Origin of the sequence: Achromobacter deleyi, from assembly GCF_013116765.2 — a bacterium.
Lineage (GTDB): Bacteria > Pseudomonadota > Gammaproteobacteria > Burkholderiales > Burkholderiaceae_B > Achromobacter > Achromobacter deleyi_A.
The window spans coordinates 2,080,134-2,106,511 of record NZ_CP074375.1; the positions used below are offsets into that span (position 1 = coordinate 2,080,134).

Consider the following 26,378-nt stretch of genomic DNA (forward strand, 5'->3'; position numbering starts at 1 on the left):
GGCTTTCGCATCGTGACGCGCGAAAGCGCCTGACGGCCGGCGGCTTCTACAGTCCCACGCGCCGGCGCTCCTCCGGGGTCAGTTGGCTGGCTTGCGCATCGGTGAGCTTGCCGTCGCCAAGGATCTGCACCATGCCATCGGGCCGATACCCCCCCTCCGGTGCGCCGGCGCCAACCGCCGCCGCCGGCGACGAACCCGCGACGCCGCCCGCCCCTTCGTTGCCGAACCCCAGGATCTGCACGCTGAAGATGGACGGCTGGCTCTGCCGCGCCTCGTTGCGCGACCGCTCAACCGCATCCTGCGCCGTGGACGCCGCCGAAGACGCCGCGGCGCTGGCCGACGTCAGCGCGGCCGCATTGACGGCGGCGACCACGGGAATGCCGGCGGCTTCCCCCTGCACCTGGACGTTCGCCGCGTTGGCCACATGCAGGGCGGCGATGTTCAGGTTGCCCGACACCCGGATGCCCGCCTCTCCCGCGTCGATCGTCCCCAGCGGCGCGATCAGGTCCACGTCGCCGGGCGGCACTTCCGGGATGGGATTGTCGGTGGCGATGCCGGCCCCCATGCTGGGCGCCTGCGGCGACACCGACACGTTGCCCAGCGCGTCGTACAGCCGGCGAGGCGGCGTGTACAGCACCGTCGTCTTGGCGCCGCGGCCCGCGTTGATGTCGCCCTGCGCGGACCAGGCCTGGATGTTGCCGCCGAACGTGGTCATGATCCGGCTCTGGCCCAGCAGGATGCTGCCCTGCGAGTAAAGCTGGATATGGCCTTCGCCCTGGGTCAGCACGCCCGCCGTCGCGGGCGGCGCGCTGCCCTCCACGCCGTAGATCTGCTGCCCGCCCGGCGTAAGCACCTGGATGTCGCCACCGGCATACGTGTGGATGCCGGCGCCGCCATACATCGTGACACCGCCCTGGTACACGGCGGGCGCGCCCGAGCGGCTTACCGCCGGGAACAGCGTGGCGATAGCCTCGCGGCCGCGCAGGTAGCTGCCCAGGCGCGGGCTGGCGGGATCGTTGTATTCGCGGCCGCCTTCCCGCAGCTCGGCGAAGTACACCTGGCGCGCATAGATGGCCTGCTGTTCCGGGGCCAGCGCCTGGAAGTAGGCCAGCGCATCCTGCCCGCCCCCGGCGTAGCCATGATGCGCCTCGAGCCAATTGACGAGGTAGACCTGGCTGGCCTGCTCATAGTCCTTGGCGTGGATGCGCCGCGGCTGCGCCGGATCGGCGTCGGTGCTGGCCTGCAGGCCTTCCAGGAAGGCCTGGGCCTGCTCGTCCCCGCCCCTGTAGCCATGCTTCTCGCGCAGCCATTGCGCCAGGGTCAGCCGCCCTTCGTACGTCCGGACCGCGCCATTGGGCATATCGGCCAGCGCCGCGCCGGCGGGCAGCCGGTGGGCGGGGTCGAGATAGCGGGCCAGCAGGGCCGCATAGTCGGGCCCCGTCGGCCCCGCACCCGCCATGATGCTGATGGAAGCGCCGCGCGCCAGCGGCGCCGCGGCATCCGCGGCGCCCAGGCTGGTGTAGTTGACCTCCTGGTACGCATTGCCCACGCCGGGCCCCGATGCGTACAGGTTGCGGCCGGCGACAAGGCTCAGATGGCCAGGACCGGCCACGTGGAAACTGCTCAACCGGATGTCCCGGCCGGCCTCGATGAGTGACACGTCGTCGGCATTGGCGTGAATGATCAGGTTGCCGGTGGACACGCCGCTCGTCCCGGCTCCCGCCAGAACGGCAGGCGCCGGGGTGCCGCCGCCCAGGGTCGTGCCGGCGTTGACGATGTCGCGCCCGGCAATGACCCGCGCGGGACCGCTGCCCTGATACAGCGTCTGGCCCGGAAAGGTCAGGATCTCGCCCGTGCGCAGGCCGATGATGTCGCCGTCCATCGCATAGAAGCGCGCGGGCTCGCTGGCGCCGCTCCAGCTCGCGCTGTAGCGGTCCGCGCCAAACGCGAACAGCCCCGCGCCAGGCGTCACTTCCTCGCCATGATTGCCGACCAGGAGCGAGCCTCCCAGCCCCGTGCCGTAGCCCGCGAAGGCGGGCCTGAGCGGCGTGGCCACGCTATCGGGATTCGCGCCCGATCGCGTGACGACGTAACCCGCGGCATAGATGGAATCTCCCGCGACGAGATCCAGGATGCCGGAGGCCGACGGCGCCAGCACCAGGCTGGCTGTGGCCGACGCGTTGTTCCGGCCTCCGGCGGCGCTGCCGTAGTACAGGCTGCCGCGCGGGGCCAGCGCGCGCAAGATCGACGGATACGTGAAGACCCCGCCCGCCAGGGGCGCGTTCTGGGTGGTGGTGGCGTCCACGGCGACGATCGGCGTCAGGTTGCCGCCCGCGCTCATCAGATTCATCGCGCTGTGCGGGGTCCAGAGCGAGAAGTTGCTGAAGCCGCCGCCTGCGACCGTGTTGCCGGACCCATCCGCGAATGGGCTCGTGTTCATCGTCTGGATGCGGCCGGCATCCCCTACCCCCTGCAGCACCAGGTCGCCGCGCGTGTCCATGCGGACCGCCGAGTCGCCGGGCACCACGGTGAAGCCGCCTCGCGATAGCGCCGTGGTGGCGACGTAAGGTTGGTACGCGCGGGATTCGCTGACGTTATGCATGGCAGCATAACTGCCGAATACCTGGCCGATTTCGCCGATGGCTCCCGCCTGAACCCGCAGCTCGCCGCGCAGGTTCACCAGCGCGCCATAAAGGTCGACCTCCTGCGAGGCCCGGGCATTAGCCACCGGGGAAGGATTGACGGCGCCCGCAACGCGCAGCGACAGGTCGCCGCCGCCCGTTTGCACCAGCGCACCGTCCGGCCCGACGCGGCCAGTGCTGCCGATTGCCAGCAGCAGCCCCTGGCTGCGTTCCACGTAACCGCTGGTTTCGCCGTAACCGTACACAAGTCCCGCATCGCCGCCAGCGCGCACGTCGACGTTGCCGCCGCCCAGGGTGCCGATGCCCGTGAAGCCGACCAGGTAGGGTTCCACCGCGTCGGAACGCGGCGGCAGCGCGTAGGCGCCGAAGTTGACCCACCACGCGGCGGGCAGCTCGGCCATGCCGTCGCTGCGCGCACCCGTGCCCTGGCGCCACAGCCAGTTCCCAACAATCGATGCCGAGCGCTGCTTGCGCGAGGAGTTGTACTCGTTGGTCTTGGACGAGAGCAGGTTGCCCGTCAGGTCGCCCCGGGCCGACAGCAGCAGATTCCCGCCGTTCTCGGGATACCAGGCCGCATAGGCGCCGCCGTCGGCGATCGGCTGGGCCAGTGCTTCGAACGCCGATCCGCTCGCGCCCAACACACTGTTTCCGCCATTGTGCGAGCCACGCGGCTGTTGATAGGGGTCCGTGCCGCCAGACGCCAACGAGGCCGACTGCGCGCCCGCCGTGTATACGCCGTACAGCGAATCCATCCGGAAGTCGCCCCCGGACACCAGATCCAGATCGCCCGCGCCGGTGCGCAGCACGCTGAATTGCTGCGTCGTGCCGGTGACCACTGTCACGATCGGCGTCGTCTCCGACGACACGAGAACGCAGTAGCTCGGCGTCCGGGTGCAAAGCGAGACGAGGTTCGGGGTCACCGGCGCACCCGGCTTGTATCGGGGCGGAGCCGTGTCCGACCATACATACGAGTTCTTGACGACACCGCCTTCCGTCTTGCTGGTCGCCGTATAGTGCGCATCCGCGAGGCGCAGCGCGGCGGCGGCGGCGTCCGGACGGGTCAGACGGGTATCCGCCGCGCCCAGGTCCGCACCCGCGGCCAGGCGCAGCGACCATGACTGCGAACCTTCCGGCAGCAGCGTGCCCAGCGCCCAGTTCCGGCCCTGCTGATCGCCGCCCGGCCCTCCGGTGGCGGGACGCAGGTCCACCACGCCGGCGCCCTCGGGCAGCTTCACGTCCACGCCGGACGGGATGTAGGCCCCCACCGCCAGCGGCAGCGCGCCCCGCTGCTTCAGGCCCGTGGCAGGCACCGCCACGCCCGCCGGCCACATGCCGCCCTGCACCGGCGCCGCCACGGCCAGGCGCGAGCCAGCGCCCAGGCGCGCATTCACGGGCAAGGTGACGGCGTCGTTCAGGCGCGTGCCGGCCGCGTACAGCAGCGCGCCGTCGGCGCCATGGATATCGGCATGGAGTTGCGTGCCCGCGGGCACCGTCAGGGCCTGCGCCAGCGTCATCTGCGCCGGCATCTCGGCGCCGGCGGGCAGCGTGAACGGGGCGTACGGCACCGCGAAGTTCAGCTTCTGGCCCGACGGGTACGCGGTGCCTTCCGCCAGGACGACGCCCGTGCGGGGAATCACGATGTCGTTGCCGATGGGCTGCACGCCCGGCGCCAGGATCCAGCCCTTGCCGTCGCGGCGCACCGTGCCCGTCGCCCAGTCCGGCGGCGCAAAGCCGTCGGTCACGCTGCCCAGCACGTCCAGGTTGCCGCTGGCGCGCAGCACCAGATTGCCGGACTCGCCCGAGCCGTAGACCGTGGTCTTCAGCGTTCGCGGGTTGATGCTGGCGTAGCGATGGCCCGACAGGTCCACGTCGCCCACCACGGCAAGGTCGCCGGCGCTTACGATCTCGACGCCGGGACGCAGGTGGAACGCATCGCGATATCGATCGTTGTTCAATCCCGCCAGCTTGCCCTGCATCAGCGCCGCATTGCCCAGCGCGTTGCCGATGAATGCGGTGCTGTCGATGTGCTTGGCATCCAGATACGCCTGGTCGATGCTGCGGTAGGCGTTGCCGGCGGCGTTCAGCCCGGCGCCGACCGGCGCATCGGCGTAGCGCTGCGTGCCCAGCACAACAATGTCGCGCGCGCCCAGGATATCGAGCGCACCGCGCGCTTCCAGCGCGATATCGCCCCACGTCGGATCGGCCTGGTTCGCGCGAGGGGCGTTCAGGGTCAGTGTGCCGCGCGCTCGGCCATCATGCAGGCCCGGTCCATTTCCCGTTGCGGCATCGGCGCCATGGCGCAGGTCGATGCGCGCGCCACTTGCCAGCGTCAGCGTGCCCTCGCGAGCCGCCAGTTCGACGATGGCGCGGTTGGGGCTGTCGATGATGGCGCCGTGGCTGTCCACCCGCAGTGTCGCGCCATGCGCGTCGAGCACCCCGCTTCCATTGATGGTCAGGTTTTGCCCGGCGGCCAGGCGGATGCTGCCCACGCGCGCGCCGCCCGCATCGATGCGGCCATTGACCGTCAAGCTGCCGCCGTCGACCGACACGTCGATCTGGTTGGCACGCAGTTCGTCGCCTATCGCAAGGTCGCCGCGCTTGATCTGGAAGCTGCGCGCGCCAAAGACCTGATCGCGCGTCAGGCGGCCGTTGAGCGCGGCGAAATCCCCCAGGTCCTGGCCCCGGATTTCCACGCGGCCGAAGGCATGCGGCAACCAGGTGCCGCCCGCGTCGTAATAGCCCTCGGTCCCGCCAAGGATCCGCCCCGACAGATCGATGCGGCCCGCGTTGCCGGCAAGCGCGACGGCGCTGAGCGACCCCGCGTTGTTGCCCCGCGCGCTCACGTCGATGACGGCGTCGGCGTGCTGCGCGATGTTGCCCTGGCGGCTCTCCAGAATGACATCGCCGCCTGCCGTGGCCTGGGTCACATCGTTCAACTGCAGCACGCGGCCCGCCAGGTCAAGATGCGCCCCCGCCCCCAGCGACACGTCGCCGTCGGCGCGCAGCGCCAGCTTGCCGCTCGGCAGGCGCACCAGCCCGTTCACCTGCACCCGCTGGCCGTCCAGCGTCAGGTGCGCGCCCAATGCCTGGTCGCTGTCGGCGGGAACCGCGGCGCCCGGCAGGCCGGAATAGATCAGTTCGCCCGTGCGCACGACGCTCTCGGAGCCGGCCTCGCCGGTCCACACCGGTGTGGTGATCGTCAGGCGGCCGCCTTCGTAGGTGGCCCCCTTGCCTTCGACGTAGCCCGCGCGGCGCTGATACACCGACAGCGTGCCCTTGCCATTGGCCGTGACCTCTTGATCGGCGCGGATGTTCACCGCCGAAAACCCCAGCGCCAGGCGGTCCGACGCGGCAAGGTTGTCCGGCCGGCTGTTGGGACCGTAGCCCAGCACCAGGCGTTCGACTTCGATATCGAGCACGCCGTTGCCCGTTCCCGCGCCGCCCGCGACCGGCGCGACGGGCGCCTGCGCATTGCCCAGCCAGACCAGTTCGCGGGTCTGTATCAGCGCGCGTTCGCCCGCCGCCCCCGCGCCGTACAGCGCCGGGGCGCCCAGCGCCAGACGGACCATCGACGAGGAGCCGCCGGCGCGCCGTGTGCTCAAGGTCACGTCGCCATAGAAGCCGATGGCGTCGCGCGCAGTCAGCGACAGCTCTTCCAGCGCCGGCACGCCTGCGGACGTATCGCCGCCCAGCAGCCGTTCCAGCAGCGGCTGATTCAGCGTCAGGCCGCTGGGCAGCGCGCCGCGTCCGGCTGCGTCCTCCAGCGCCTGCGTGTTGCCCACGTTGATGGCGCCGACGGCCAGCGCCAGTTTGCGAGCGCCAAAGCGCGTGCCTTCGCCCAGCTGGAAGGTGTTGTCGGTCGCAACGGTCAGCGTGCCCTCGGAGTACAGCACAGCCCCGGCGCCGCAGGGCGCGGCCGTGCAATTTCCGATCAGGATCGTGCCGGGATGGCTGCTGCCGTCGCTCGCGGCCGGCAACACGTCCAGCCATCCGTTGGAGACGGCCAGCATGCCATTGACGCCCGGGTCATAGACGAAACCGCCGCGCGAATCGAAAGGCGCCAGGCCAGCTCCGATGGTGTTGATGGCGGCGCCCGCTTCGATACTGATGACGCCCGCCTTCCTGCTGCTCAGCATCAGCACTTCCCCCGCGCGCAGCGTCGCGCCTTCGCGCAGATGCACATTCGCCAACTGGCTGCTGCTGAAGAACACCATGTTGCCGCCCTGCCCGTAGGTCACCTGGGGCAGGATGCCGAAGGACAGGCGGGAAGCGCCCAGCGCGTTCAGGTCGGCGTCGCGCAGCGACGTGCCGTTGAAATCCGCCGTGCGCTGACGGCCCGCCGCGACGATCTCCACGCTGTCGCTTTGCGAGAAGATCCCCACCGTGCCGCCCAGGCCGTTCCTGGCGGGCCTGAAGTCCGCCGCGCCTGCAAAACTGAAGGTTTCCTCGGGCGACTCGCCGGCCGCCAGCTTGAGCATGAGCGCGCGCGCATCGGCTTCGATCATCGCTCGCGGAACCCCCTTCAGCGCGGCATCCGCCTGTACGAACTGGGCATAGGACATCTCGTTGTACTGCGAGAGCTTGCGCACGGTATCGGCGGGCGTGAGCAGCACCGGGCGCGACAGCGCCTCGGCAATGCCGGTGCCCGCCACCGACAGCTGGCCCGAAGCAGACCACGATCCATTGCGCATCGCCAGCGGCGCGTAGCCGCCGGCCTGCCGGGACGTCCCGGAAAGCTCGACACGGAACGCGCCGGGCAACAACGCGTAGGTCGAAGGCAGCAGCGTGTAGGTGCCCGCGGGCAAGCCCGGCACGCCCTGCGCCAGCGTGATCTGCTGGCCGATCATGGCATCCGATGCGCCGGCCTCGGGCGTGACGGGCGCCACGCCTTTCTGCACGCCCGGAACGATGGCGTAGACGGGATGATCCGCCAGGCTGGGCAGGACCAGGCCATCGGCGCCCTGGCGCATCAAGGGGTGGTAGCGGACATCGGTGGAACCGCCGCGCCCGCTGACGAAGCCTGCGCCCAGGAGTTCGCCGCCGCCCGACAGATCGATCAGCGCGCCTTGATCGACGGCCAGGCGCTTGGAATAGATGGCCACGCCCGCCGTCACCTGGTTGAAGGTCGTGCCGCCCGCGCCCAGCAAGGTCGCTTCCTGGCCGTCGTACCGGTACGAGAGGCCGTCCGTGGTCCCGCCATAAGGCATGAGCAGGCCTGCGCCGCTGGCCGAGGTCACGCTGCCCGGCAGCAGACGGATGTCACTGCCCCCGATCGCCGCGCCCAGTTCCAGGACGCCCAATGGCGCGCGCAGCACGCCGCCCTGCTCGATGACGCCGCCGTCCACGATGAGGCGGCCGAACGCCGAATCGGGGGTGGCGGGCAGCGCGCCCGTAGTGCGCCCCAGGGACAGCGTGGCGCTATCGGCGGTCTTGAGCAGCGCATAGGCCCCCGTCGTGGGGTAGATCTGCGCGGCCATCAGGCGCAGGTCCCCGCCGCCGATGAGACGGGTCGACGACGAACCCGCCAGGCTGTCCGCAATGATCGGCGAACTGGCCACAAAACGGATGTCGCCGTCGCTGGCCAACGTGGCGGTGTCGAAACCCCGCCGCGAAATGGCCAGCGTGGTGTAGTCCTGCTGCTGGATCTGACCGGAAGCGCCCAGGGTCAGACGGTCGCGCACGTCCAGCAGACCCGCCTGCACGCTGAGCGTCGCGTCACTCTTGCCGCCCGTCCCCTCGATGGCCGAGTTCGTGGAATTCAAGGTCGGGCGCAGATTGAACTCGCCCTGCGGCGCATAGGCCGCGCCTGCCAGCCGCACGTAAGGGGCGCCCAAAGCGATCCTGGCGTCGGACTTCGAGGTCTCGGCCAGCGTCAGCGCGCCCGCATAGAGCGCCAGGCTCTGCCCCAGCTTCAGAGACACGTCGCCGTCGAAGGAAATGAAGCTTCCGGCCAGGAGGCTGGCGTTGTCAAAGCCGCCTTCGACCATCCTGTCCACGTCCAGCCGCGCGTAGCTGCGGCGCAGCTCGTGCGCGTCGGCGTCCTGCGCGGGGCCATGCGCCAGCACCAGCTCACGCGGCGCCCGCAAGACGTCGTCGGCCTCGTTGCGATCGTAGCGCGGCGCCTCCAGCGCCACCTTCAGATGGCCGCCCGCCGCGCCGGCCCCGCCCGAGGCCGCGCGCATCGTGCCCTCCAGCACCATGCCGTTGTTGCTGGCGAGAGCAATGACGCCTCCGCTGCTGGCCACCGTCGTTGCGCCCCGGCCTGCCGCATCCACCACCGCCGCTGTCCCGTTCGCCAGCAACTGCGCGCCCTGCTCGACCACCACGAACAGGTCGGGGGCCGCCGACGTCCGGCGCGTGTCGTCCAGTTCCGCGCCGATCACGATGCTGCCGCCCGCGTCCACGCGGGCGTAGCGCCGGCCGCGCGCGTCCACGGCCGACCAGGCCTTGCCCGAGGCATCCAACACCGCGCCGCTCCCGATCCGGATGGCGCGGTCGTTGGCCACCCCCGAGAACAGCGGCTCCGCCTGGTCCTCCGGCAGAAGCTGCGTCAGCGTAATCCTGCCGCCAGGCGCATGCAGCGCGCCCTGAACCGTCAGGTTCCCGGCGCTGGCCAGGTCGATCGCCCGGCCGGGATCGACGCCAATGCGAGCGCCCTCTCCCACGGACAAGGCCACCGCATCGCGCTGCGCATCGGTCGTGCGCGTGCTGCCCGCCTGCAACGTCAAGCCGGCCCCCTCACGCAGCGTCAGGACCGCCTTGCCGATGTCTTCGGAGTACGCAGGCGGCAGCCACGGAGCCAGCTCGCCGGGCGTTCTGGGCAGGGAACCTTGCGCATCGCGCAGCACCGGCATCGTCACGTCGATTTGCGCGCCCCGCTGGACATCGAGTCCATGGCGGCCCGCCAGCGTGTATTGGGCAAAGCCCAGATCGAAGTCACCCGTGCGCCACAAGAGCGCATCCACCAGCGCACCGTCCGCCCCGTCCACCGGCAGCGCATCGCCGATCACAACGCGGCCGGACTCGATCCGCAGTTCGCCTCCGCCCCGGACGCCATGGCCGCGTATGGCGCCGGCCGTGCGCAACGTTCCCGTGCCGTCGCCAAACCCCGCATTGGCGGCCAGCGTCGCATCCCCGCCGCGGCCGCCCTGGACGCCATTGTTCATCGTCCAGTGCGCGCCGCCCGTGACATCCACCAGGCTGCCCGCGCCAAGCGTCACGTCGCCGCTGGCGCGCACCGAAACCAGGCCGCCATCCACGTAAGGCAAAGCCTGGGCCGGCCACGCGCTTTCGCGCCAGTCCGCACGCACGCCGCTGGCGTCCAGCGCCACGCCATCGGCCACGCGGGTCCAGGCGGCCGTGTCCGCGTCGGGTTCGAAGACCACGTCCTCCACCCGCCCGTTGACGCTGACCTGGGTCAGGACATTGCCCAGGCGTATGACGCCGCTCCTGGCGACCAGGTCGGCGCGCACATCCACGCGAGGCCCCGCCAGCACGATCTCGCCGCCGCTTGCCACCTGCAGCGCCGCGTCCACGACGATATCGGGCGCGGCGATGCGCACCGCGCTCAATCCGCTGCGCGCAAGCTGTCCGCTGTCCAGCAGCAGCCTGCCGCGACGGTCTTCCGGCAAGGCTTCCTGGAGATCCAGGCCTGCCGCGATGCGCTCGGCGCCATTGCCGATCACCACCTCGCGGATCGGGTCCTGCGCCATGCCCAACGCGTGGGTGAGCCTTGCGTCGCCACGTACGTAGTAAGGCGTGTACGCGCCCACGACAAGTTGCCCGCCTCGCGCCACCGAGCGCTGCGACTGGCTGAACCCGTCGACGCCGGCCTGCGCCGCCCGCGACTGGCGCGGTCCCTGGTAGACATCGCTGACGATCTCGCCTTCGAGCACAGCGCTGGATGAGCCCACCACAAGCAGGCCTGCATCCCGCCCCACCGTGTAGCCCGGTTCCCATCTCCGGGTAGGGGCGATCAGCGGGTTGTAGAAGCGCCGCGTGTGCCCCCAGCGTTTGCTGGTCGCCTCATAGCCCCGATACAGCCCGGTGTACGGCAGATCGCCGGGCGCGTTCGACACCTCGTAAAGCCGTCCGTCCGCGCCGCGCAGCCAGCTCTGTTGCAGGTAGCCGTCCTGCACGTCGAGCGTGCCGCCCGACAGGTTGACCTGGGAGCCGGCCTGCGTCACCAGCTCGGCGCCGGTGAAGCGCACCGTGCCCCCCTGCGCCAGCCACTGGCCCGCGCTGCGGCCCTGCGTGCCCAGATAGCCGCCCACCTCCAGCAGCCCGCCGGCCGTGTACCAGCGATCCGATGCATAGCCGTTCGTGCCTGCCGGCGCCAGCACCAGGTCCCGCACGTCCACCCAGACATCGGAGCTGTTCAGTTTGCCGCTCTCGCGGTTGACCGGCGCGTCGCGCTGTTCATTGCCCTGTATGTTGATCTTGACGCTGTTGGACTCCATGGCCACGGCGACGCCGACGGCGCCCGCCACATCGATGATGGCGCCCTCGCGCACCAGCGTGCGCTTGCCCGCGTCTACGACAACCTGCCCGCCCGTGGCCAGCGTCAGGGATCCCTTCTCGAAATCGGCCGTGCCGCCGCTGACGATGCGCACCAGGGACAGGTCGCGGCGGAAATCGTCGGCGGGGACGATGGCGGCTTCGCCGGTATCGACCGTCGGCTTCAGGAGGCCCGCGCGCTGGGTATCCAGCGCGACGTCGGCGCTCGCGTCGACCAGGATGGCGGAGACCGCGTTTTGGGCAAGCCTGACGCTGCCCTTGTCGCCCGACGCGTTCAGGTGGATCGTCCCCCGATGGTTGACCGACGTGGTCGACGCCAGCACGCCCGCCTGCTCGACCGCGCTGGCCGTCAGGGTGATGTCCCCCTGCGGCGACTGGATCAACCCGGTGTTGCGCGCCAGGCCCTCCCCCGCGGCGGTCACCTCGTTGCCGCGCGTGGTCGATTGCGGATTGCCCTCGGTTCCCTGCCCCTTCTTGATGATGAAGCTGTCGCCCGCGGCCAGCAGGCTCTGTCCGCGCGGCGTGTGCAGGGCGCCCGCGTTCTCGACCTGCTTGCCCGCCAGCAGCACGTAGCCGCCGCCCGAGGTGCTGGAAGCGGGCTCATGCGTCGAGATCCGCGCGCCCTGCTCCACGCGCACCTGGCCGATCGCCTCGGAGAAGGTCGGCGCGCTGTTGGCGCCGTATAGGCCTTCCTGGAATTGGGCGTCGCTGATCCGGGCCGCCGCCGCCACCAGATTGCGCACGTTCACCTGGCTCGATCCACTGAACACCACGCCGTTCTGGTTGACGACCATCACGGTGCCGTCCGCCCGGATCGCTCCCTGGATCTGGCTGGGGCGGGCATCGGCCCCGACCACGCGGTTCAGCACGGCGTCGTTCGGCCCCTGCTGGAACTCCAGCCGCGTGTTCCGGCCGACGTTGAACGTATCCCAGTTCAAGACCGCCTTGCTGTCCGTCTGCTTCACCGAAACGCGGCGTTCGCCATTGGCGTCCGCCACGGCGACGGGCCGTTCCGCGCCGCGCCAGGCCAGCGGATTTCCCGCCGCGTCCTTGTCCCACAGGCCACCCGGCGCATAGCCTTCGGGGACGGGCGCATCGCCGCGCCCGACGGCGCGCGCCGCCGCCTGGGCGGCCTGCTGCGCGGCGATGGCGGCGGCCGCGGTGCCCACATTCGCAAGCGACCGGTTCAGTTGCTGTCGGGCCTGCTGTTGTTGGCGACCGGCGGAGCTGGCGTCGGACAGCGTCCCGCCGGGCAATCTGCCGGTCGCGGCGGCATTCGCTCGCGCGGCCCCCTTGGCCGCCATCCAGCCGCTGCTGAAGGGCCGCGCCTGCGCCTGCGCGTCAGGCGCGGCCAGGCCGCCGGCAATCGCGATCACGGCAATGGCCGCGACCAGGGGCTTCACACGCGGCAGCCTCGCGGCAGGCTGGCTTGGCCTGGATGCGCGGCGAAACAACGGCGTACGGTGCGAGTGAACGGAGGTGGGCGTGGGCATTGTCGATCGAATCCTGGTCTAGGCGATTACGACGCGCTTCGTACCGTGGCCGGTACGAAACGCGCCTCTTGTAGTCCTAGTCGATTGCCCGGCAGCGAAAGGGACACCCGCGGCCATGAAATTTTTATGACAGCGCAGCAAGCGGGCGCGGCTCGCACGCCGGCGTCCGTACGCCACGAGCTGTCCCGCGTCAGGTAATGACGACCACGTTGCCCACCCGCCGCACCGTGGCCTGGTACATCTGCTCGATATGCGTGATGGCCTCGTCCAGCGCGGCAATGGAAAAGCGCGCGCTCAGGCGATGGCGCGCCAGCTCGGAATTCATCAGCACCACCCTTCCGGGACGGTACCGGTTGATTTCATCCACGACGTCGGCCAGCGACAGGTCCTGGAACACGACGACGCCACGGCGCCAGGCTGACGCGGCCGCGCCCGGGTGGACGGCAGGCTGCACCGACACGCCGTCGTAGGACACCTGCTGGTCCGCGCGCAGGTCCACGCTGCCCGCCGGATGCAGCAGCCGCGCCACTCCGGCGGTGCAGCTCACGCTCGTGCGGGCTCCATCCAGGCGCCGGACCTCGACCTCGCCGTCGGCCACGTCGATGCGGCCATTGCCGGCCACGATCTCGCACGGCGCCCGCCCGGGGCGCACCGTCAGCGCGGCTTCCCCCGAGATCAGTTCAATGGCGCGCCGCTCGCCCTCCATCCGGAGCGCCACACTGGTTCGCGTGTTGAGCGACAGGCGGGTGTTGGCGTCCAGTTCGACGTCGCGCTGCTCGCCGACGCCGGTGCGATAATCCGCCCCCAGCTCCGACCACGATGGCCACATCCCCATTGGCGGACGCACAATCGCCGCGACGCCAAGCGCCCCGGCAGCGGAAGCCACCGCCCCGAAAAAGGCCCGCCGCCCAAGGCGCCGTTCTTGCGGATACGCCGGCGAGGCGTGGCGCGCGTCCAGCGCGCGCGCAATCGCGCCCACCTGGCGCCATTCCGTGCATGCCGCCGTCCAGGCGTGCTGGTGCGCGGCGCTTTGGGCGCGCCAGCGCCGGATCAGCTCGGCGTCGGCCGTGGTGGGCCGCCCGGTCGCGAAGTCGCGCACCAGGCCCAGCGCCTCGCGTTTAAGAGAGTCAGCGTCGTTGATCGTCATCATTCGTCAAGGCCCTGCTCATGAAAGCCCCTCTTTCCTAAGGACGTTTGGCGGCCATCAAAACGGACATGCAAACGAATCATGAATTTCTCGGCCCGCATGCTATTTGGCCTCCCGGCGTTGCAGCGCGGCGGCGCAGAAGTCGTGGGCCGCCTGCAGGTCCCTGCCCACCTGGCGTTCCGATATGCCCCATCGCTTGGCCATGTCGCTGCGCGACAGGCCATGGACGCGTATGGCGATCAGGATGTCGCGCTGGCGCGGGGCCATGGACTCCAGCAGCGCCAGCACGCCATCCATTTCCTGGCGCTGCTCGGCGCTTTGCGCCGGCCCGGGCGCCGGATCCTCCACCTCAAGAAAATCCTCGATCTCCGACGTGCTCAGCAGCCGCGCATCGCGCCGCATGCCATCGATGGCCGCATGCATCGCAGTGTTCACCAAATAGCTTTGGGGATGCTGGACGTCGTCCAGCCCGCCCTTGTCGTACAGGCGCAGGTAGGCATCGTGCAAGGCGTCGCCCGCCAGTTCGCTGGACCCTCCCAGCCGGCGCGCCACCCGGTTGCGCAGCGCGTCATAGCTTTCGACAAACAGCTGCCGCAGCTCGGGCAGGCCCTTGCCGCTCATGACGCGCACCCGCCGTCGCGGCGCATGCCCTCGGGCGTCAGGAGCAGGGTGACGGGCTGGCCGAATCCGGGCGGCGGTTCGCCCAGCGGCTGCCCCTGCAGGACGCTCCGGATTCGGGATTCGAGTTCGGGCCGGCCCGTCGCCACTACGTGCAGCACGTCGACCGAAGGCGGCTTCGGCGCGATGCGAAAGCGCAGCACCATGCGGTAGCTGCCGGCCTCGATGGCCGGATCGGCGCACAGCAGGCGCCGCAATTGCGCTTGCAGGCTGCCGTAGTAGCGCGCGCGCGGACTCCGGGCTGCCGACGAGGGCACGATCGCGTAGCGGCCCGTTTGCTCGGGCGGCGCAAACACCAGGGAGACGGCCTTGGGCGTCGCGTGGCGGATTTCCATCCCCGAACCCGCGATCATCCACCGCAGCCCGTCGTCGGCCGTATAGGCGCCGCGCAGCGCCGGCGAATACAGCCCGGAGATCCCACTGGAGTCGTAGATGACGGATCGCCCGGTCACGCTGCTGTACTGCTGAAGCGCGTCATGCAAGGGCATGCGGTCCAGATCGAAGTTGAAGAGCGCCGGCGGCTGCATCGCCGCGACAGCGCCGCACCAGCCAAGCATGGCGACGAGCCCCGCGGCCCGGCGCGCGCAACGGACAACGGACATGACGGTACGGAAATCCAGGCGAGAGCCATGCACATGAAACCAGGACGAAGACGGTAATGACCGCGACCGGCTGACATCCTAGATAGCGAATGCAACAATCCCATGACAGGTATGTAAGAGACCATGCGGCAGTCATCGACCTTCGACATCTCGGCAGCGGTCGCCAACGAGACCATCTGCTCTTCCACGGCCCGTTCCAGGCGCCATAGTAAAATCCGCCCCCCATGCGCTACTCCGACTTCGACCAACGCCTCGCCGCTCTCGGCGCCCTGCCCGTCCATCGTGGCCGGGTCGCGCGCGTCTGGCTGAAAGGGCAAGCGCTGGACATGGGCACGCGACGGCGGAGCGCCGAGAACTTTCTGCCTCTGACGCTGCGCGACGCCGTGCCCGCCTTGACGGCGGAACTGGACGGCCTCGCCCGCGTCCGCTCCGAACACGCCGGCAACGACGGCTCGCGCTTGCTCGTCGAACTCGCCGACGGGCAGATGGTGGAAAGCGTGCTGTTGCCGCGCGACGGGCTCTGCGTTTCCACCCAGGTCGGCTGCGCGGTCGGCTGCCGCTTCTGTATGACCGGCAAGAGCGGCCTGATCCGCCAGGTCACGAGCATGGAAATCCTCGCCCAGGTCGTGCTGGCGCGGCGTCTGCGCGCGGTGAAGAAGGTTGTCTTCATGGGCATGGGTGAACCGGCGCACAACCTCGACAACGTGCTCGAAGCCATCGACCTGCTCGGCACCGAAGGCAATATCGGCCATAAGAATCTCGTGTTCTCCACCGTGGGCGATCTGCGCGTGTTCGAAGCCCTGCCGCAACAACGCGTCAAGCCCGCACTGGCGCTATCGCTGCACACGACCAAAGCCGAACTGCGCGAACACCTGCTGCCGCGCGCGCCGAAAATTTCGCCGGAAGCACTGATCGAACTGGGCGAGAGATACGCTCGCGACACCGACTATCCGATCCAGTATCAATGGACGCTGCTCAAGGGCATCAACGACGGCGACGACGAACTCGATGCAGTCGTGCGTCTGCTCAAGGGCAAGTACGGCGTGCTCAACGTCATTCCCTTCAATAGTCTCGAAGGGGATGACTACCAGCGCCCCGATTCCGAGCGCATCCGCGAGATCGTCCGCTATCTGCACAGCCGTGGTGTGCTGGCCAAGGTGAGAAATAGCGCAGGCCAGGATGTGGACGGCGGCTGTGGCCAGTTGCGCGCACGCGCCGTTGGCGCAGCGCAGGTGGTCGAACTGCGCCGCACGCGCACGGCAAGGCCGGAAGCCGCCCAGGCCAGGACTATCCGCTCCTGGTCTTGAGCAAGCTTTTCAAGTTTTCAGAATTTCCAGCGCACGTCCAGGGAACCCGCGTGCTGACGGTTTCCACCTCCGAACTCTCCGCCATAGCTCAGGCCTGCCGTCATGTTGCGCACGACGACCAGGTCGGCGCCCAGTTCGATGCGTGCCGCGTCGCGGGCGATTGGCGCCCCTGCCACTGAAAAGGAAGCGCCCTGGTCGAAGGCCAGCGTCTGCGTCGGCCGCAGGCTGCCGTAGGCGTGGCGCCAGCCCAGCATGCCGCGCAGCAGGATGTCGGATTGCGCCGGCGCCCACTGGCCGCGCAGGCCGGCCAGCGTGCTGGTGGTGTCCTGCGTCTGGGCGCTTCCGGACAAGGCCGCGGATCCGCCCGATTCGGAAAAGCCGCGCACGCGCAGCTCGCTCCAGGACAGGCCGACAAAGGGTTCGAGCGTCACGGTGGGCGCCACCGCCATGGAATATCCCGCCTCGGCAAACAGCTGCGTGGTGCTGCCGCTGTAGCTCGCCTTCAGCGTCTGGTCCATGCTGCCGTAGCGGACCTGGCGGCGGGTGTCGATGTCGTGCCAGCTGTAGGCCGCGCCCGCCAGGACGTTGACGGCGCCGGCGCCAGCGGCATAGGACTTGCCGCCGTAGACCGTCGCGGTATAGCTCTGCGTCTTGGCGGTGGCCGTACGCTGGTCGGGACGCAAGCGCGCATCCGTGTAGCCGAAGGCTCCACCCACACGCCAACCCTGGCCTACACCGGCGTCACCGCCCACCACGACGCCCGTGCTGCTCTGGTCGGCGCCGGGCGCATTGCCGTCGCCGCGCTGGCGCTGCCAGTCTCCCGTTACCTGGGCCCACAGCGGCGAATCGCCCGAACGAGGCAGCAATGCGGCGGAGGCGGGAGCGTCCGAGGCGCCGGCCTGGGCGCTGGGCGCGCCCGGCAGCAGCGGCGCCGACAGGTTGTTGCGCAACCGGGCCAGCCCTGTCTGCGTGGAGAACGGCGTCGCGTTCATCAGGGCGGACACCAGGCTGGCGTGCGTGTCGCCGGACAGTTGGTTCAGGCCCTGTTGCAACTGGCCAGCGTCGTTGCTCAGCATGGCGTTGCGCCACACCTCATGGCTTTGCGGCAGGCTGTCGATGGCCGTCGCCACGGCGCGCTGGTTGGGGGTCTGGGCCGCGCTTGCCACGCTGCGTTCGTTGCGTTCAAGCGTCAGCGTCACATCGTTGCCGTCTCCGCCGGCGGTATTGACGGAGGCATTGAGGAACAGCAGCGGATTGTTCACCGCGGCAAACCCGCCAGCAACCGCGCCGGCGCCCTGCTTGGCAACCAGCGTGTAAGGACCGGTCGTGGCATTCCAGGCCGGCGCGTCCGCGGGTGACAGGCGCAGGTCCAGGATCGCACCCGTGATGTCGACACCGCCCGCCACCAGCACGCTGTCGTGCGCGGTGGGCGTGGCGTCGATGCGCAGCGTGCCGTGGTTGACGTAATCGCCGGAGAAGGCCTGCGTGCCGATGCCGTCGCCGCCGGGCGCGTGCACGGCGCCCGCCGCGATGGTGGCCGACCCCAGGGTGCCGCCGCCCGCCAGCATGGCGCCCGGCGCGACTTGCAGGGATCCGCCCAGCCGCGCGCCCTCGGTGAGCGTCAGCCCGCCCGCGGACACCGTGGCCGTGCCAGCATAGGCGCGGCTATCCGAAGCCAGGGTCAGCATGCCCGCTCCGGTCTTGTTGAACGCGCCCGTGCCCGACACCGCGCCTTGCAAGGTGAAATCATTCGGCAGGTCGAGCGTGCCGCCCGCGGCGGCCAGCGTCAGGCTGCGCCCGGTACCTTGATAGGCGGGACTGGCGATACGCAGCGTGCCGCCGTTGAGCGCCACATTGGTGCCGGCGGCGCCCAGATTGGCGTCGCCGGACACCGACAGCACGCCCGCTGACACCGTGGTGCCGCCGCCGTAGGTGTTGGCGCCATTGAGCACCAGGGTGCCGCCCTGCGTCTTGTCGATGCCGCCCGTTCCGGATATCACCGTATCAATCGTGGCGACCGCGCCACCCAGGACGCGAAGCTCGCTGCCTGCCGCGCGCGTTTCCAGCGTGCCGGCGCCGTTCAGGCGATAGCCGTCGGCCACGAACTGCAGGCCTGCAAACGATTGCGTGCCTTGCACGCCAACCGTGCCGCCGCCGTTCGTCAGGAAGACGGCGTGGTTGCCCGCCCACGCTTCAGGCATGCTGCCGCCGTCATTCACCCAATTGGTGGCGGCGGCGTTCCAGGTGCCATTGCCGCCCGCCCAGGTCTGCAGCAGATTGCTGCCCGTGGCGCCCACGCGCAGGTCAAGGTGGCCCGCCACCTCGGACACCACGCGCACGTCTTGGGAGGCAAGCGAGGCCGGAAGCCCGCCCAGTTGCAGGCCGCCGCCGGAGAGCAGGCCGCCGTAACTGATCAAGCGGTAGTAACCCAATCCAGCGATTCCGCCCGGGTCGCTCAGCGCCAGGGTGCCGTCCAGCGCCACGTTGCCGGCGACCTGCAGATGGTCGCTGGCGCCGGGCGCGGAAGCCCCCGTGCCCGGCGCGCCCAGTTCGTAATCCAGCGTCCCGCCAGCGGCCAGGGTGAAGTCGCCGGCCACCCGCAGGCTGCCCAGCGAATTGCCCGGTGCGAGAACGCCCCCGGATGCCACCGTGGTTGCGCCCACGGTCCCGCTGCCGCCCAGCCGCGCGCCGCTGCCGACGGTAACGGCGGAATTGGCAATGGAACCGTTGACGACCAACGAGCCCGCGTCGATCTGCGTCGTGCCCGTATAGGTGCTGATGCCCGACAAGGTGAGCGCGCCGGTGCCCTGCTTGCGCAATCCACCTGCCCCGCTCACGGCGCCCGAAAACAAGGTGCTGCTGTTGCCGGAGCCCAGCGCCAGCGTGGCGCTTCCCAGCCGCACATCGCCCGCTCCCGTCAGCGCGGCGACCGACTGGGCATAGCCATTGAGATCCAGCGTGGCGCCGCTGCTGACATTCAGCGGGCCGGTTCCCAGGACCTGCGACGCGCCCGCCGTCAAGGTGCCCGCCTGCACGGCCGTGCCGCCCGCATACGTGTTGGCGCCGGACAGGGTCAGCTTGCCCGCGCCTGTCTTGTTCAACCGGCCGTCGCCGTCCAGCACCGTCGAGATGCCCACGTCGTAACCGTTGGAATCCAGGTACAGCCCGCCGGTGCCCAGCGTCACGTCGCCCGCGGCAAACCCCTGGAAAAGGTCCGCTTCCGCGGACGCTGCCCGCAGCACACCGCCATCGATGTCAACGGTGCTTGTCGTTGTGCCGGCGTGCCGGATAACGGGCCCCGTCTGCAGAACGCCGCGCCCGGTCGCGTCCGAACCATAGACAAACACCACCCCGCCGCTGCCGCCAATCTCCACCCGCGACGTGCTCGCCGTGCCTCCCTTCTCAACGACCAAAGATCCCGTTACACCCAGGTTGTTGCCCAGCAGGATCCCGCTAGTGCTGGTCCAGACCGTATTCGCGCCGGCGACCACCGCGTGCCCGTTGGCATGGGTGCCGACGAAGCTGCGCACGGTGGACAGCTTGGCGCCGTCCAGCAATCGCAGCTCCCCTGCCGCCGTGTTGCCGACGTAGAGGAAGTTGGCCGTCCACTTCGAATCAGCTCCCGTGACGATTGCCGTGCCCCCATTGGTCGTGCCGATTTCGGCATCATGGGAAACCAATTGGGCAGCATTGCTCACGGTCAACAGCGCATCACCCTGCAACCCGATGATCATGTCCGACGCCGCGCTGCCCAGCCGAGCCGCGGCGCCCGTCAACTCCAGTGCGCCGCGGGATACGTAGATGTCTCCGGTTGCGGTGCTGGCGCCCAACAACCGCAGGGTTCCTGTGCTGGTCTTGCCCAAGGTGCCGCTGCCGCTCATGGAACCGGCATAGCTGACGGCGTCGGTTCTGCTGAAAACGACCGACGAGTTATTGACGATATTGCCGCTGATCGTACCCGTGACGCCGCCGGCGCCAATTTGCAGGGTGCCCGCGGATACCGTCGTTCCCCCCGTGTAAGTGTTGTTGCCCAGGAGCAGCGTTGTGCCGCCGCTATTGACCGCCACGGAACCGGAACCGGTGATGTTCGATGTCAGCACGTACGGGCCGGCCCCGGCCTGGTTGAAATTGATCGTTCCGTTGTTGACCAATGAGGAAAGGTTCGCAATCGTGCCGCCTGTTGTTGCGCCAGGCGTACTGTTTCCGATATTGAGCGTGCCATTCGAGTTGATGGTGAACGTTCCGCCGCCGGCAAAGTCCGCGCTGCCCTGGCCCAGGTTGAGCACGCCGGCTCCACCGCCCGTTCCGCCGCCCAGCACCAGTCGCGCCCCGCCGCCGATCCGCACGGCGGAATTGACGCCTACGTTCAGCGTGCCGTCGCCCCCCTGGCCGCCTGCCCGCACGCTGCCCTCACTGGCGCCGCCGCCCGCGCCGCCGATCAGGAGCGTGTCGGCAACGGAAAGCGTGGCGCCTACCAGCGTCAGTGCGCCGTTTCCACCGCGGCCGCCGGTGGCGCTCACGCTGCTGCCTCCGCCGCCCCCGCCCAGCAGCAGGGAGCGGTTCACTGTCAGCATGGCATTGCTGACCATGAGATCACCACTAGTCCCGTCACCGCCGGAGACTGACTTGCCCGCGCCGCCCCCGCCACCGCCAATTCCAACGTAGTCGTAGGTCCTCGGCAAAAAAAATCCGCCGCCGGCTCCTTGGGCGCCCTGCCCTGCCGTCCCAGCAAAAGGCGTTCCGTCGATGTCGACAATGGCGCCGCCGTCCCCGCCCGCCCCGCCATTGCCCTGGCCGCCACCGGCCCCCAAGCCGCCGCCGCCGCTGCCGCCGCCCCCCGTGGAACCGGTTGGGCCCGCGGCGCCGCCGCCCCCGCCCACGCCGGCTTGGCCGCCCAAGGTGCCGGATGCGCCACCGGCGCCGCCATCGGTGCCCCGATTGCCGCCGCCGCCCGTGCCAGCCCCGGTACTCCCTTCGTCGCCCCGCACCAGTCCACCGCCAGCGCCGCCGCCGTAACCCGCCGCGCCGCCGCCACCGCCCCCGCCTATACCCCCGCCACCGCCGTCGCCAGCAGCAAAAGTGCCACCTGTCGACACGCCGCCATTCCCACCAACGCCCACGAGCAGACTGTCCGCAAATGCGGGCGTTCCAGCAAGAGGGAGGCAGGTCGCGGCAGCAAGGGCCAGATAACCGGGACGACGTTTCAGCTTGTATGCCGCAAAGGGGGTACGCATTTATAGGTGCTCAAGTAAGACGATGGTTTGCGGCGTGAGTAACACTCGGCGCAAAAAAGTTCATTCGTCGCGAGAGGCTGCCCGTTGATTCGGTAAACTCCCTCCCTAAAATAAAATCCGCCAGGCCATGGATTGCCTGCTGCCGGAGACCGCGGACTTCACATGCAAAGACAGTTTCCAAGTGCCCTGCTGATTGCCGTCATTGCCACCTTCGGCGTCTTTGGCAGCCCGACGCAAGCACAGACCCAATCGGCGCCCAAGGTGCAGCCTGGAGAGGGGCGCCCATACGAGATCGCCGACAGCGAGGTATGGGACGTGCCCGATCCGGTTTCTGGCCGCGGCTACCAGGTCTTCGTTGCCTTGCCACCGTCCTATGCGAAGCAGCCGCAGCGCCGCTACCCGGTGCTTTACGTGACCGACGCCGACTACGCTTTCCCGATCATCCGGCAGTTGGGACGCCGCCTGAACGTTGAGGGGCCCCGGATTGAGGAATTCATCCTTGTCGGCCTGTCCTATGGAAAGGGCGAGGATGGCGGGGTCAGCCGCCAACGTGACTACACGCCGACTCCAAACGACCCAAGTTCCGCACCCGCCAATGCGATCCATGGTCAGTCGCGCGCCTATCAAATATATCTACGCGATCAGGTCAAGCCCTTCGTCGCCGCTCGCTACCGCGCCGACCCTGCCAGAGCAATTTTTCTCGGTCACTCCTACGGCGCCCTGCTAGGGGCGCAGATCCTTTTCACCGAGCCCGGCCTGTTCAGCGGCTATATCCTCGGCAGTCCATCACTCTGGTACGACAAGCGGTATGCCTTGAAGCTCGAAGCGAGCTACGCCAAGCAGAATCAGGACCTGGCGGCGAATGTCTATCTGTATGTCGGCGCCTATGAGGCCCTGCGCAAGGGTGATCAGCGCTACAACCAGACGGTAGACATGGTCGCCGACAACAAGGCTCTGGAGACGGCATTGCAAAGCCGGAAATACCCGAGCTTGAAACTCAAGTCAGCGGTCCTGAACGACGAGGACCATCTCACCGTGGCGCCACGAGGATTCACGCAGGGCCTGAAATATCTGCTGCTGGCGCGCTGACCCATCGCAAAGAGCAGACAAAAGCAAACGTCGCATCGCCGCTATCGCCGGGTATCAAGGCCGTAAGCGACCCAGGATATCAACTGTGCAACTCCGGGCCTGCGCGGTAGCGCGCCAGCTGTGACATGTTTGCGCATGACCTTGGTTCACCATGCGACAGGCGATGGAAGCAGCCCCCCGTGCGATGGAAAATGCGGCAGCACTTCCTTGGCCAATTCCTCCAGAACCTCCGCCGGCGGACGCTGCGAAAACTGTATTCCGAGCGCAGCGTGGTTCACCCCTGCCGCCTGCCACTCTTCCAGCAGCGTCATCAACCCCTTGCGCCCCGTACGCAGAACATAACCGCCGTGCAACGGCGTGCGCGGATGGTCAGGGTCGTCCACCAGGTCTATCCATTCGTTAGTCATGTGCGGTCGGAATGCACCTCCCGGAATAAGGTTACGCCACGCACGGATTTTTTCCGCCAGGTGCTGAGGGCCTTTGGGCGTATGGGTCTCATTCGGGTACGTCAGCCAGCCGTCCGCATGCTCGGCAATCCACGCGAGCGATTGGCCGGAAGAGCCCGTCACGACCATCGGAATGGCACCGGCGACCGGCTTGGGCAGGAACTCGGCGCCCTCGAAGCGACCCAGCGGGGAGGCTATGGCCAGACGCCCGGCACGCATGAGCTGGCGTATGTAGGCGACACCCTGAGCAAAGCGCTCTGCCCGGGCCCCGTGATCCAGCCCATAGGCGGGGAACTCAATCGGCCTGTCGCCGGAAGCCACTCCCATCACCAGGCGGCCGCCAGACAGCTGGTCAATCGTCGCGGCTGCCTTGGCCAGGTCGATGGGATGACGCAGAGAGACGACGGCACTGCCAGTGGCCAGAGCCACGTGTCTGGTGCGCGCGGCCAGGAAGGCAAGATAGGTGTAGGGATCGAACACCTGCCCCGCATCCCCGAAGGAGGGATCGAACAAGGGCACATCGCGCACCCACACGGCGGCGAAGCCATGCCTGTCGATCTCGGTGACCAGATCGGCCTGGCCAGCAAGCACCTCCATGTTCCCCTGGTAGCTGCGCAGCGGCAGAAAGATGCCAACTGTCAGCCGGTCCGGCGCGAACATTCGGCGGTAACCAGGGTGCGTGTAAAACGCGGCGTAAGACGCGCCGCTCGTGCGTTGGGAGAAGTCTGTTGCGCTCATTTCTTGTACCTGATGTTCACGCACCGGTTGCCGGTGCGGGCAAGGTAATGCCCTTGCGTACCGCGGGTCGATCCCCTACCCGCTCATGCCATGCACTCAAGTGCCGGTGCGGGCTGAAATCGAAATGGACAATTTGCGCGATGTGCATCCAGCCAAAATGGGCGATGTCCGCGATGGAATAGTCGTCGCCCGCCAGATAAGGGCGATTCGCCAAAACGCGATCCAGCACCGCAAACGCTTCTTCCGTGAGGCGCCGGTATCGGTCGATGGCGGAAGGGATGGGTTCCGGCGCAAACAGCTCGAAGTGCACGCGCTGACCCAGCAGCGGCCCGACGCTGGATGCATGGAACTGCAACCACTTGATTGCTTCCCAGCGTGCACGCGGATTCGACGGGAGCAGCTTTCCAGTCTTATCGGCCAGGTACAAGAGAATCGCTGCTGACTCGAAAAGCTCCACGCCAGTCTCGCTATCCGTAAGCACGGGAATGCGGCCATGGGGATTCAGTGCCAGAAAGTCGGGCTGGCGATGTGCGCCTTCGTCGATGCGCACGTGGTGCAGACGGTACGGCAAGGAAAGCTCTTCAAGCGCAATGGTTGCCTTGAAGCCATTGGGGGAACTGTCGGAATAGAGATGCAACATCGGATCTGTAGATAAACCAAATTAGTGGAATCGCACTGGGATCACGAATTCTGATACGCAATCTGCTTCGACAAAAGCGATGATTCCTGCCCACTAAATTTAGAAAATCTAAACCCTGAAACAACCAGCCTTCGCGGGCGCCCGATGGCGGCGCCCCGGCCCAAGTGCTAGGCTTGGAGCTTCCAACCGTCGTCATTGGAGGCCCCTCATGGCTGAGTTCATTGAAGCGAACCTTGACACGCTGTACACCCTTGCCCAAGTTCGTGCGGAGAGCTACCTGCGAACAGCCGAGACCCAGATCGACGCGGTCTTCGGTGCCGGCTACGCCAAGGAACATCCCGAGTTGATCGCCGCGTTCATGAAGACCGCGTCCGACGAGTTCACGCGCACCGCCACGGCAAAAGTCTTGCAGAACGTCGGATACGCATTGGATTCCATCGCGGACGCACTGCGTACTCGGAGTTGAGGACTCTCCGACGGAACTACCGGCAGGACTACGAGCTATCCCGCAGCCCTGCCGCGCAGGTCACTTCCGACCGGAAGCAGGCGGCCAGTTTCTCGAACTCGACTCCCGAGTCAGGACCTTCGAGTCAGCGTGTGAGTTGGTAATCCCCCCGCAAAAGCGATGAGGTCAGAAGTAGAATTTTCTCGTTGAGGAGTTCTACCGCATGAAGAAGTCGAGATTTACGGATAGCCAGATCATTGAAGCCATCAAGCGCGTGGAGGCTGGCCTTGCTGTTCCTGATCTGTGCCGAGAGCTGGGCATCAGCTCGGCTACGTTCTACAAGTGGCGTTCCAAGTACGGCGGCATGGACGTATCGCTGATGGCGCGCATGAAGGAGCTGGAGGCCGAGAACGCCCGGCTGCGCAAGATGTACGTCGAGGAGAAGCTCAAGGCCGAGATCGTGACGGAGGCGCTAGAAAAAAAGTGGTGAGGCCATCTCGCCGCCGCGAGATGGCCCAACGTGCAGTGCAGGATCGCGGCGTATCGATCCGGATGGCCTGCGAGGCGTTCAGCATCAGTCAGACTTGCTATCGGTATGTCGCCAAGGCGGACGCTGAGAACGAGGAGATCGCCAACTGGCTGCTACGTCTGACCGACAACCACCGCAACTGGGGCTTTGGTCTGTGTTTCCTGTATCTGCGCAATGTTCGAGGCTTCGGCTGGAACCATAAGCGCGTGTACCGGATCTATCGAGAGCTCGAGCTGAACCTGCGTATCAAGCCGCGCAAACGGCTGATACGGCAGACGCCTGAGCCACTGACCGTGCCCACCAACGTGAACCAGGTATGGTCGATGGACTTCATGCATGACCAGCTTGCCGATGGGCGCAGCATCCGCGTGTTCAACGTGATTGACGACTTCAACCGCGAGGCGCTGGGCATTGAGGTTGACTTCTCGTTGCCATCCGAGCGCGTGATCCGCACACTCAAGCAGATCATCGGCTGGCGGGGCAAGCCCTTAGCCATTCGGTGCGATAACGGCCCCGAATACCTGAGCGCGGCAATTGTCGAGTGGGCCGGGGCATGGAGCATAAAGCTCGAATACATCCAGCCGGGCAAGCCGCAGCAGAATGCCTACGTCGAACGGTTCAACAGGACCGTGCGCTACGAATGGCTGTCTCAATATCACTGGGACGATCTGGACCACGTACAGCGCGTGGCCACGCAGTGGATGTGGTCCTACAATCACGAGCGCCCAAATATGGCTCTGGGCGGATTTACCCCCAAACAGCGGTTGGCCATGGCCGCGTAGTGTTCCTACTTCTGGCGATCGCTAAAAATGGGGGGATTACCAGTTAAGCGGCCTGCCTGTGCCGATCCGCTTGAGCTTGGGGTTCGCGA

At 68.1% G+C, this 26,378-nt stretch carries 11 protein-coding genes; 4 read left to right on the forward strand and 7 right to left on the reverse strand.

The annotated features are described in order from the left end of the window. Positions 1-46 precede the first annotated feature (46 nt). The 4 genes from HLG70_RS09315 to HLG70_RS09330 all read right to left on the reverse strand — a co-directional run bounded on the left by HLG70_RS09315 (position 47) and on the right by HLG70_RS09330 (position 15,079). The gene (locus HLG70_RS09315) at positions 47-12,652 is read right to left on the reverse strand and encodes a filamentous haemagglutinin family protein (RefSeq protein ID WP_171662053.1); all 12,606 of its coding nucleotides are present in this window, start codon (positions 12,650-12,652) and stop codon (positions 47-49) included. Between the two features lie 190 nt (positions 12,653-12,842). Continuing rightward, positions 12,843-13,802 (reverse strand): FecR family protein, encoded by a 960-nt coding sequence (locus HLG70_RS09320; RefSeq protein WP_171662052.1) that lies wholly within the window; start codon positions 13,800-13,802, stop codon positions 12,843-12,845. A 99-nt stretch (positions 13,803-13,901) separates the two neighbouring features. After that, entirely contained in the window at positions 13,902-14,420 is a 519-nt protein-coding gene (locus HLG70_RS09325; protein WP_171662051.1) for an RNA polymerase sigma factor, read from the reverse strand. Beyond that, a complete protein-coding gene (locus tag HLG70_RS09330) occupies positions 14,417-15,079 on the reverse strand; it encodes an STN domain-containing protein (protein ID WP_171662050.1) in 663 nt (220 codons plus the stop codon). Before HLG70_RS09330 ends, HLG70_RS09325 begins: the two co-directional genes overlap by 4 nt. A 224-nt stretch (positions 15,080-15,303) precedes the next feature. Here HLG70_RS09330 and HLG70_RS09335 point away from each other — a divergent pair, with 224 nt between their 5' ends. Continuing rightward, positions 15,304-16,386 carry an RNA methyltransferase gene (locus HLG70_RS09335; RefSeq protein ID WP_171662049.1) on the forward strand — a complete coding sequence of 361 codons (1,083 nt, stop codon included), beginning with the start codon at positions 15,304-15,306 and terminating at the stop codon, positions 16,384-16,386. Between the two features lie 17 nt (positions 16,387-16,403). On the opposite strand, the gene HLG70_RS09340 is transcribed toward HLG70_RS09335, so the two are convergent. Beyond that, entirely contained in the window at positions 16,404-20,975 is a 4,572-nt protein-coding gene (locus tag HLG70_RS09340) for an autotransporter outer membrane beta-barrel domain-containing protein (RefSeq protein WP_171662048.1), read from the reverse strand. Between the two features lie 807 nt (positions 20,976-21,782). Between HLG70_RS09340 and HLG70_RS09345 the strand changes: the two genes are divergently transcribed. Then, a complete protein-coding gene (locus tag HLG70_RS09345) occupies positions 21,783-22,709 on the forward strand; it encodes an alpha/beta hydrolase (RefSeq protein WP_234103035.1) in 927 nt (308 codons plus the stop codon). Between the two features lie 146 nt (positions 22,710-22,855). On the opposite strand, the gene HLG70_RS09350 is transcribed toward HLG70_RS09345, so the two are convergent. Next, on the reverse strand, positions 22,856-23,893 hold the full coding sequence (locus HLG70_RS09350) for an LLM class oxidoreductase (protein ID WP_171662047.1): 1,038 nt from the start codon (positions 23,891-23,893) through the stop codon (positions 22,856-22,858). 16 nt (positions 23,894-23,909) lie between these two features. Further along, the gene (locus HLG70_RS09355; protein WP_171662046.1) at positions 23,910-24,533 is read right to left on the reverse strand and encodes a glutathione S-transferase family protein; all 624 of its coding nucleotides are present in this window, start codon (positions 24,531-24,533) and stop codon (positions 23,910-23,912) included. 208 nt (positions 24,534-24,741) lie between these two features. Between HLG70_RS09355 and HLG70_RS09360 the strand changes: the two genes are divergently transcribed. After that, positions 24,742-24,999 carry a hypothetical protein gene (locus tag HLG70_RS09360; RefSeq protein ID WP_171662045.1) on the forward strand — a complete coding sequence of 86 codons (258 nt, stop codon included), beginning with the start codon at positions 24,742-24,744 and terminating at the stop codon, positions 24,997-24,999. 202 nt (positions 25,000-25,201) lie between these two features. Next, a protein-coding gene (locus tag HLG70_RS09365) for an IS3 family transposase (RefSeq protein WP_171668014.1) occupies positions 25,202-26,289 on the forward strand; the annotation gives its coding sequence in 2 pieces (ribosomal slippage) (positions 25,202-25,454 and positions 25,454-26,289; 1,089 coding nt in all). Positions 26,290-26,378 lie beyond the last annotated feature (89 nt).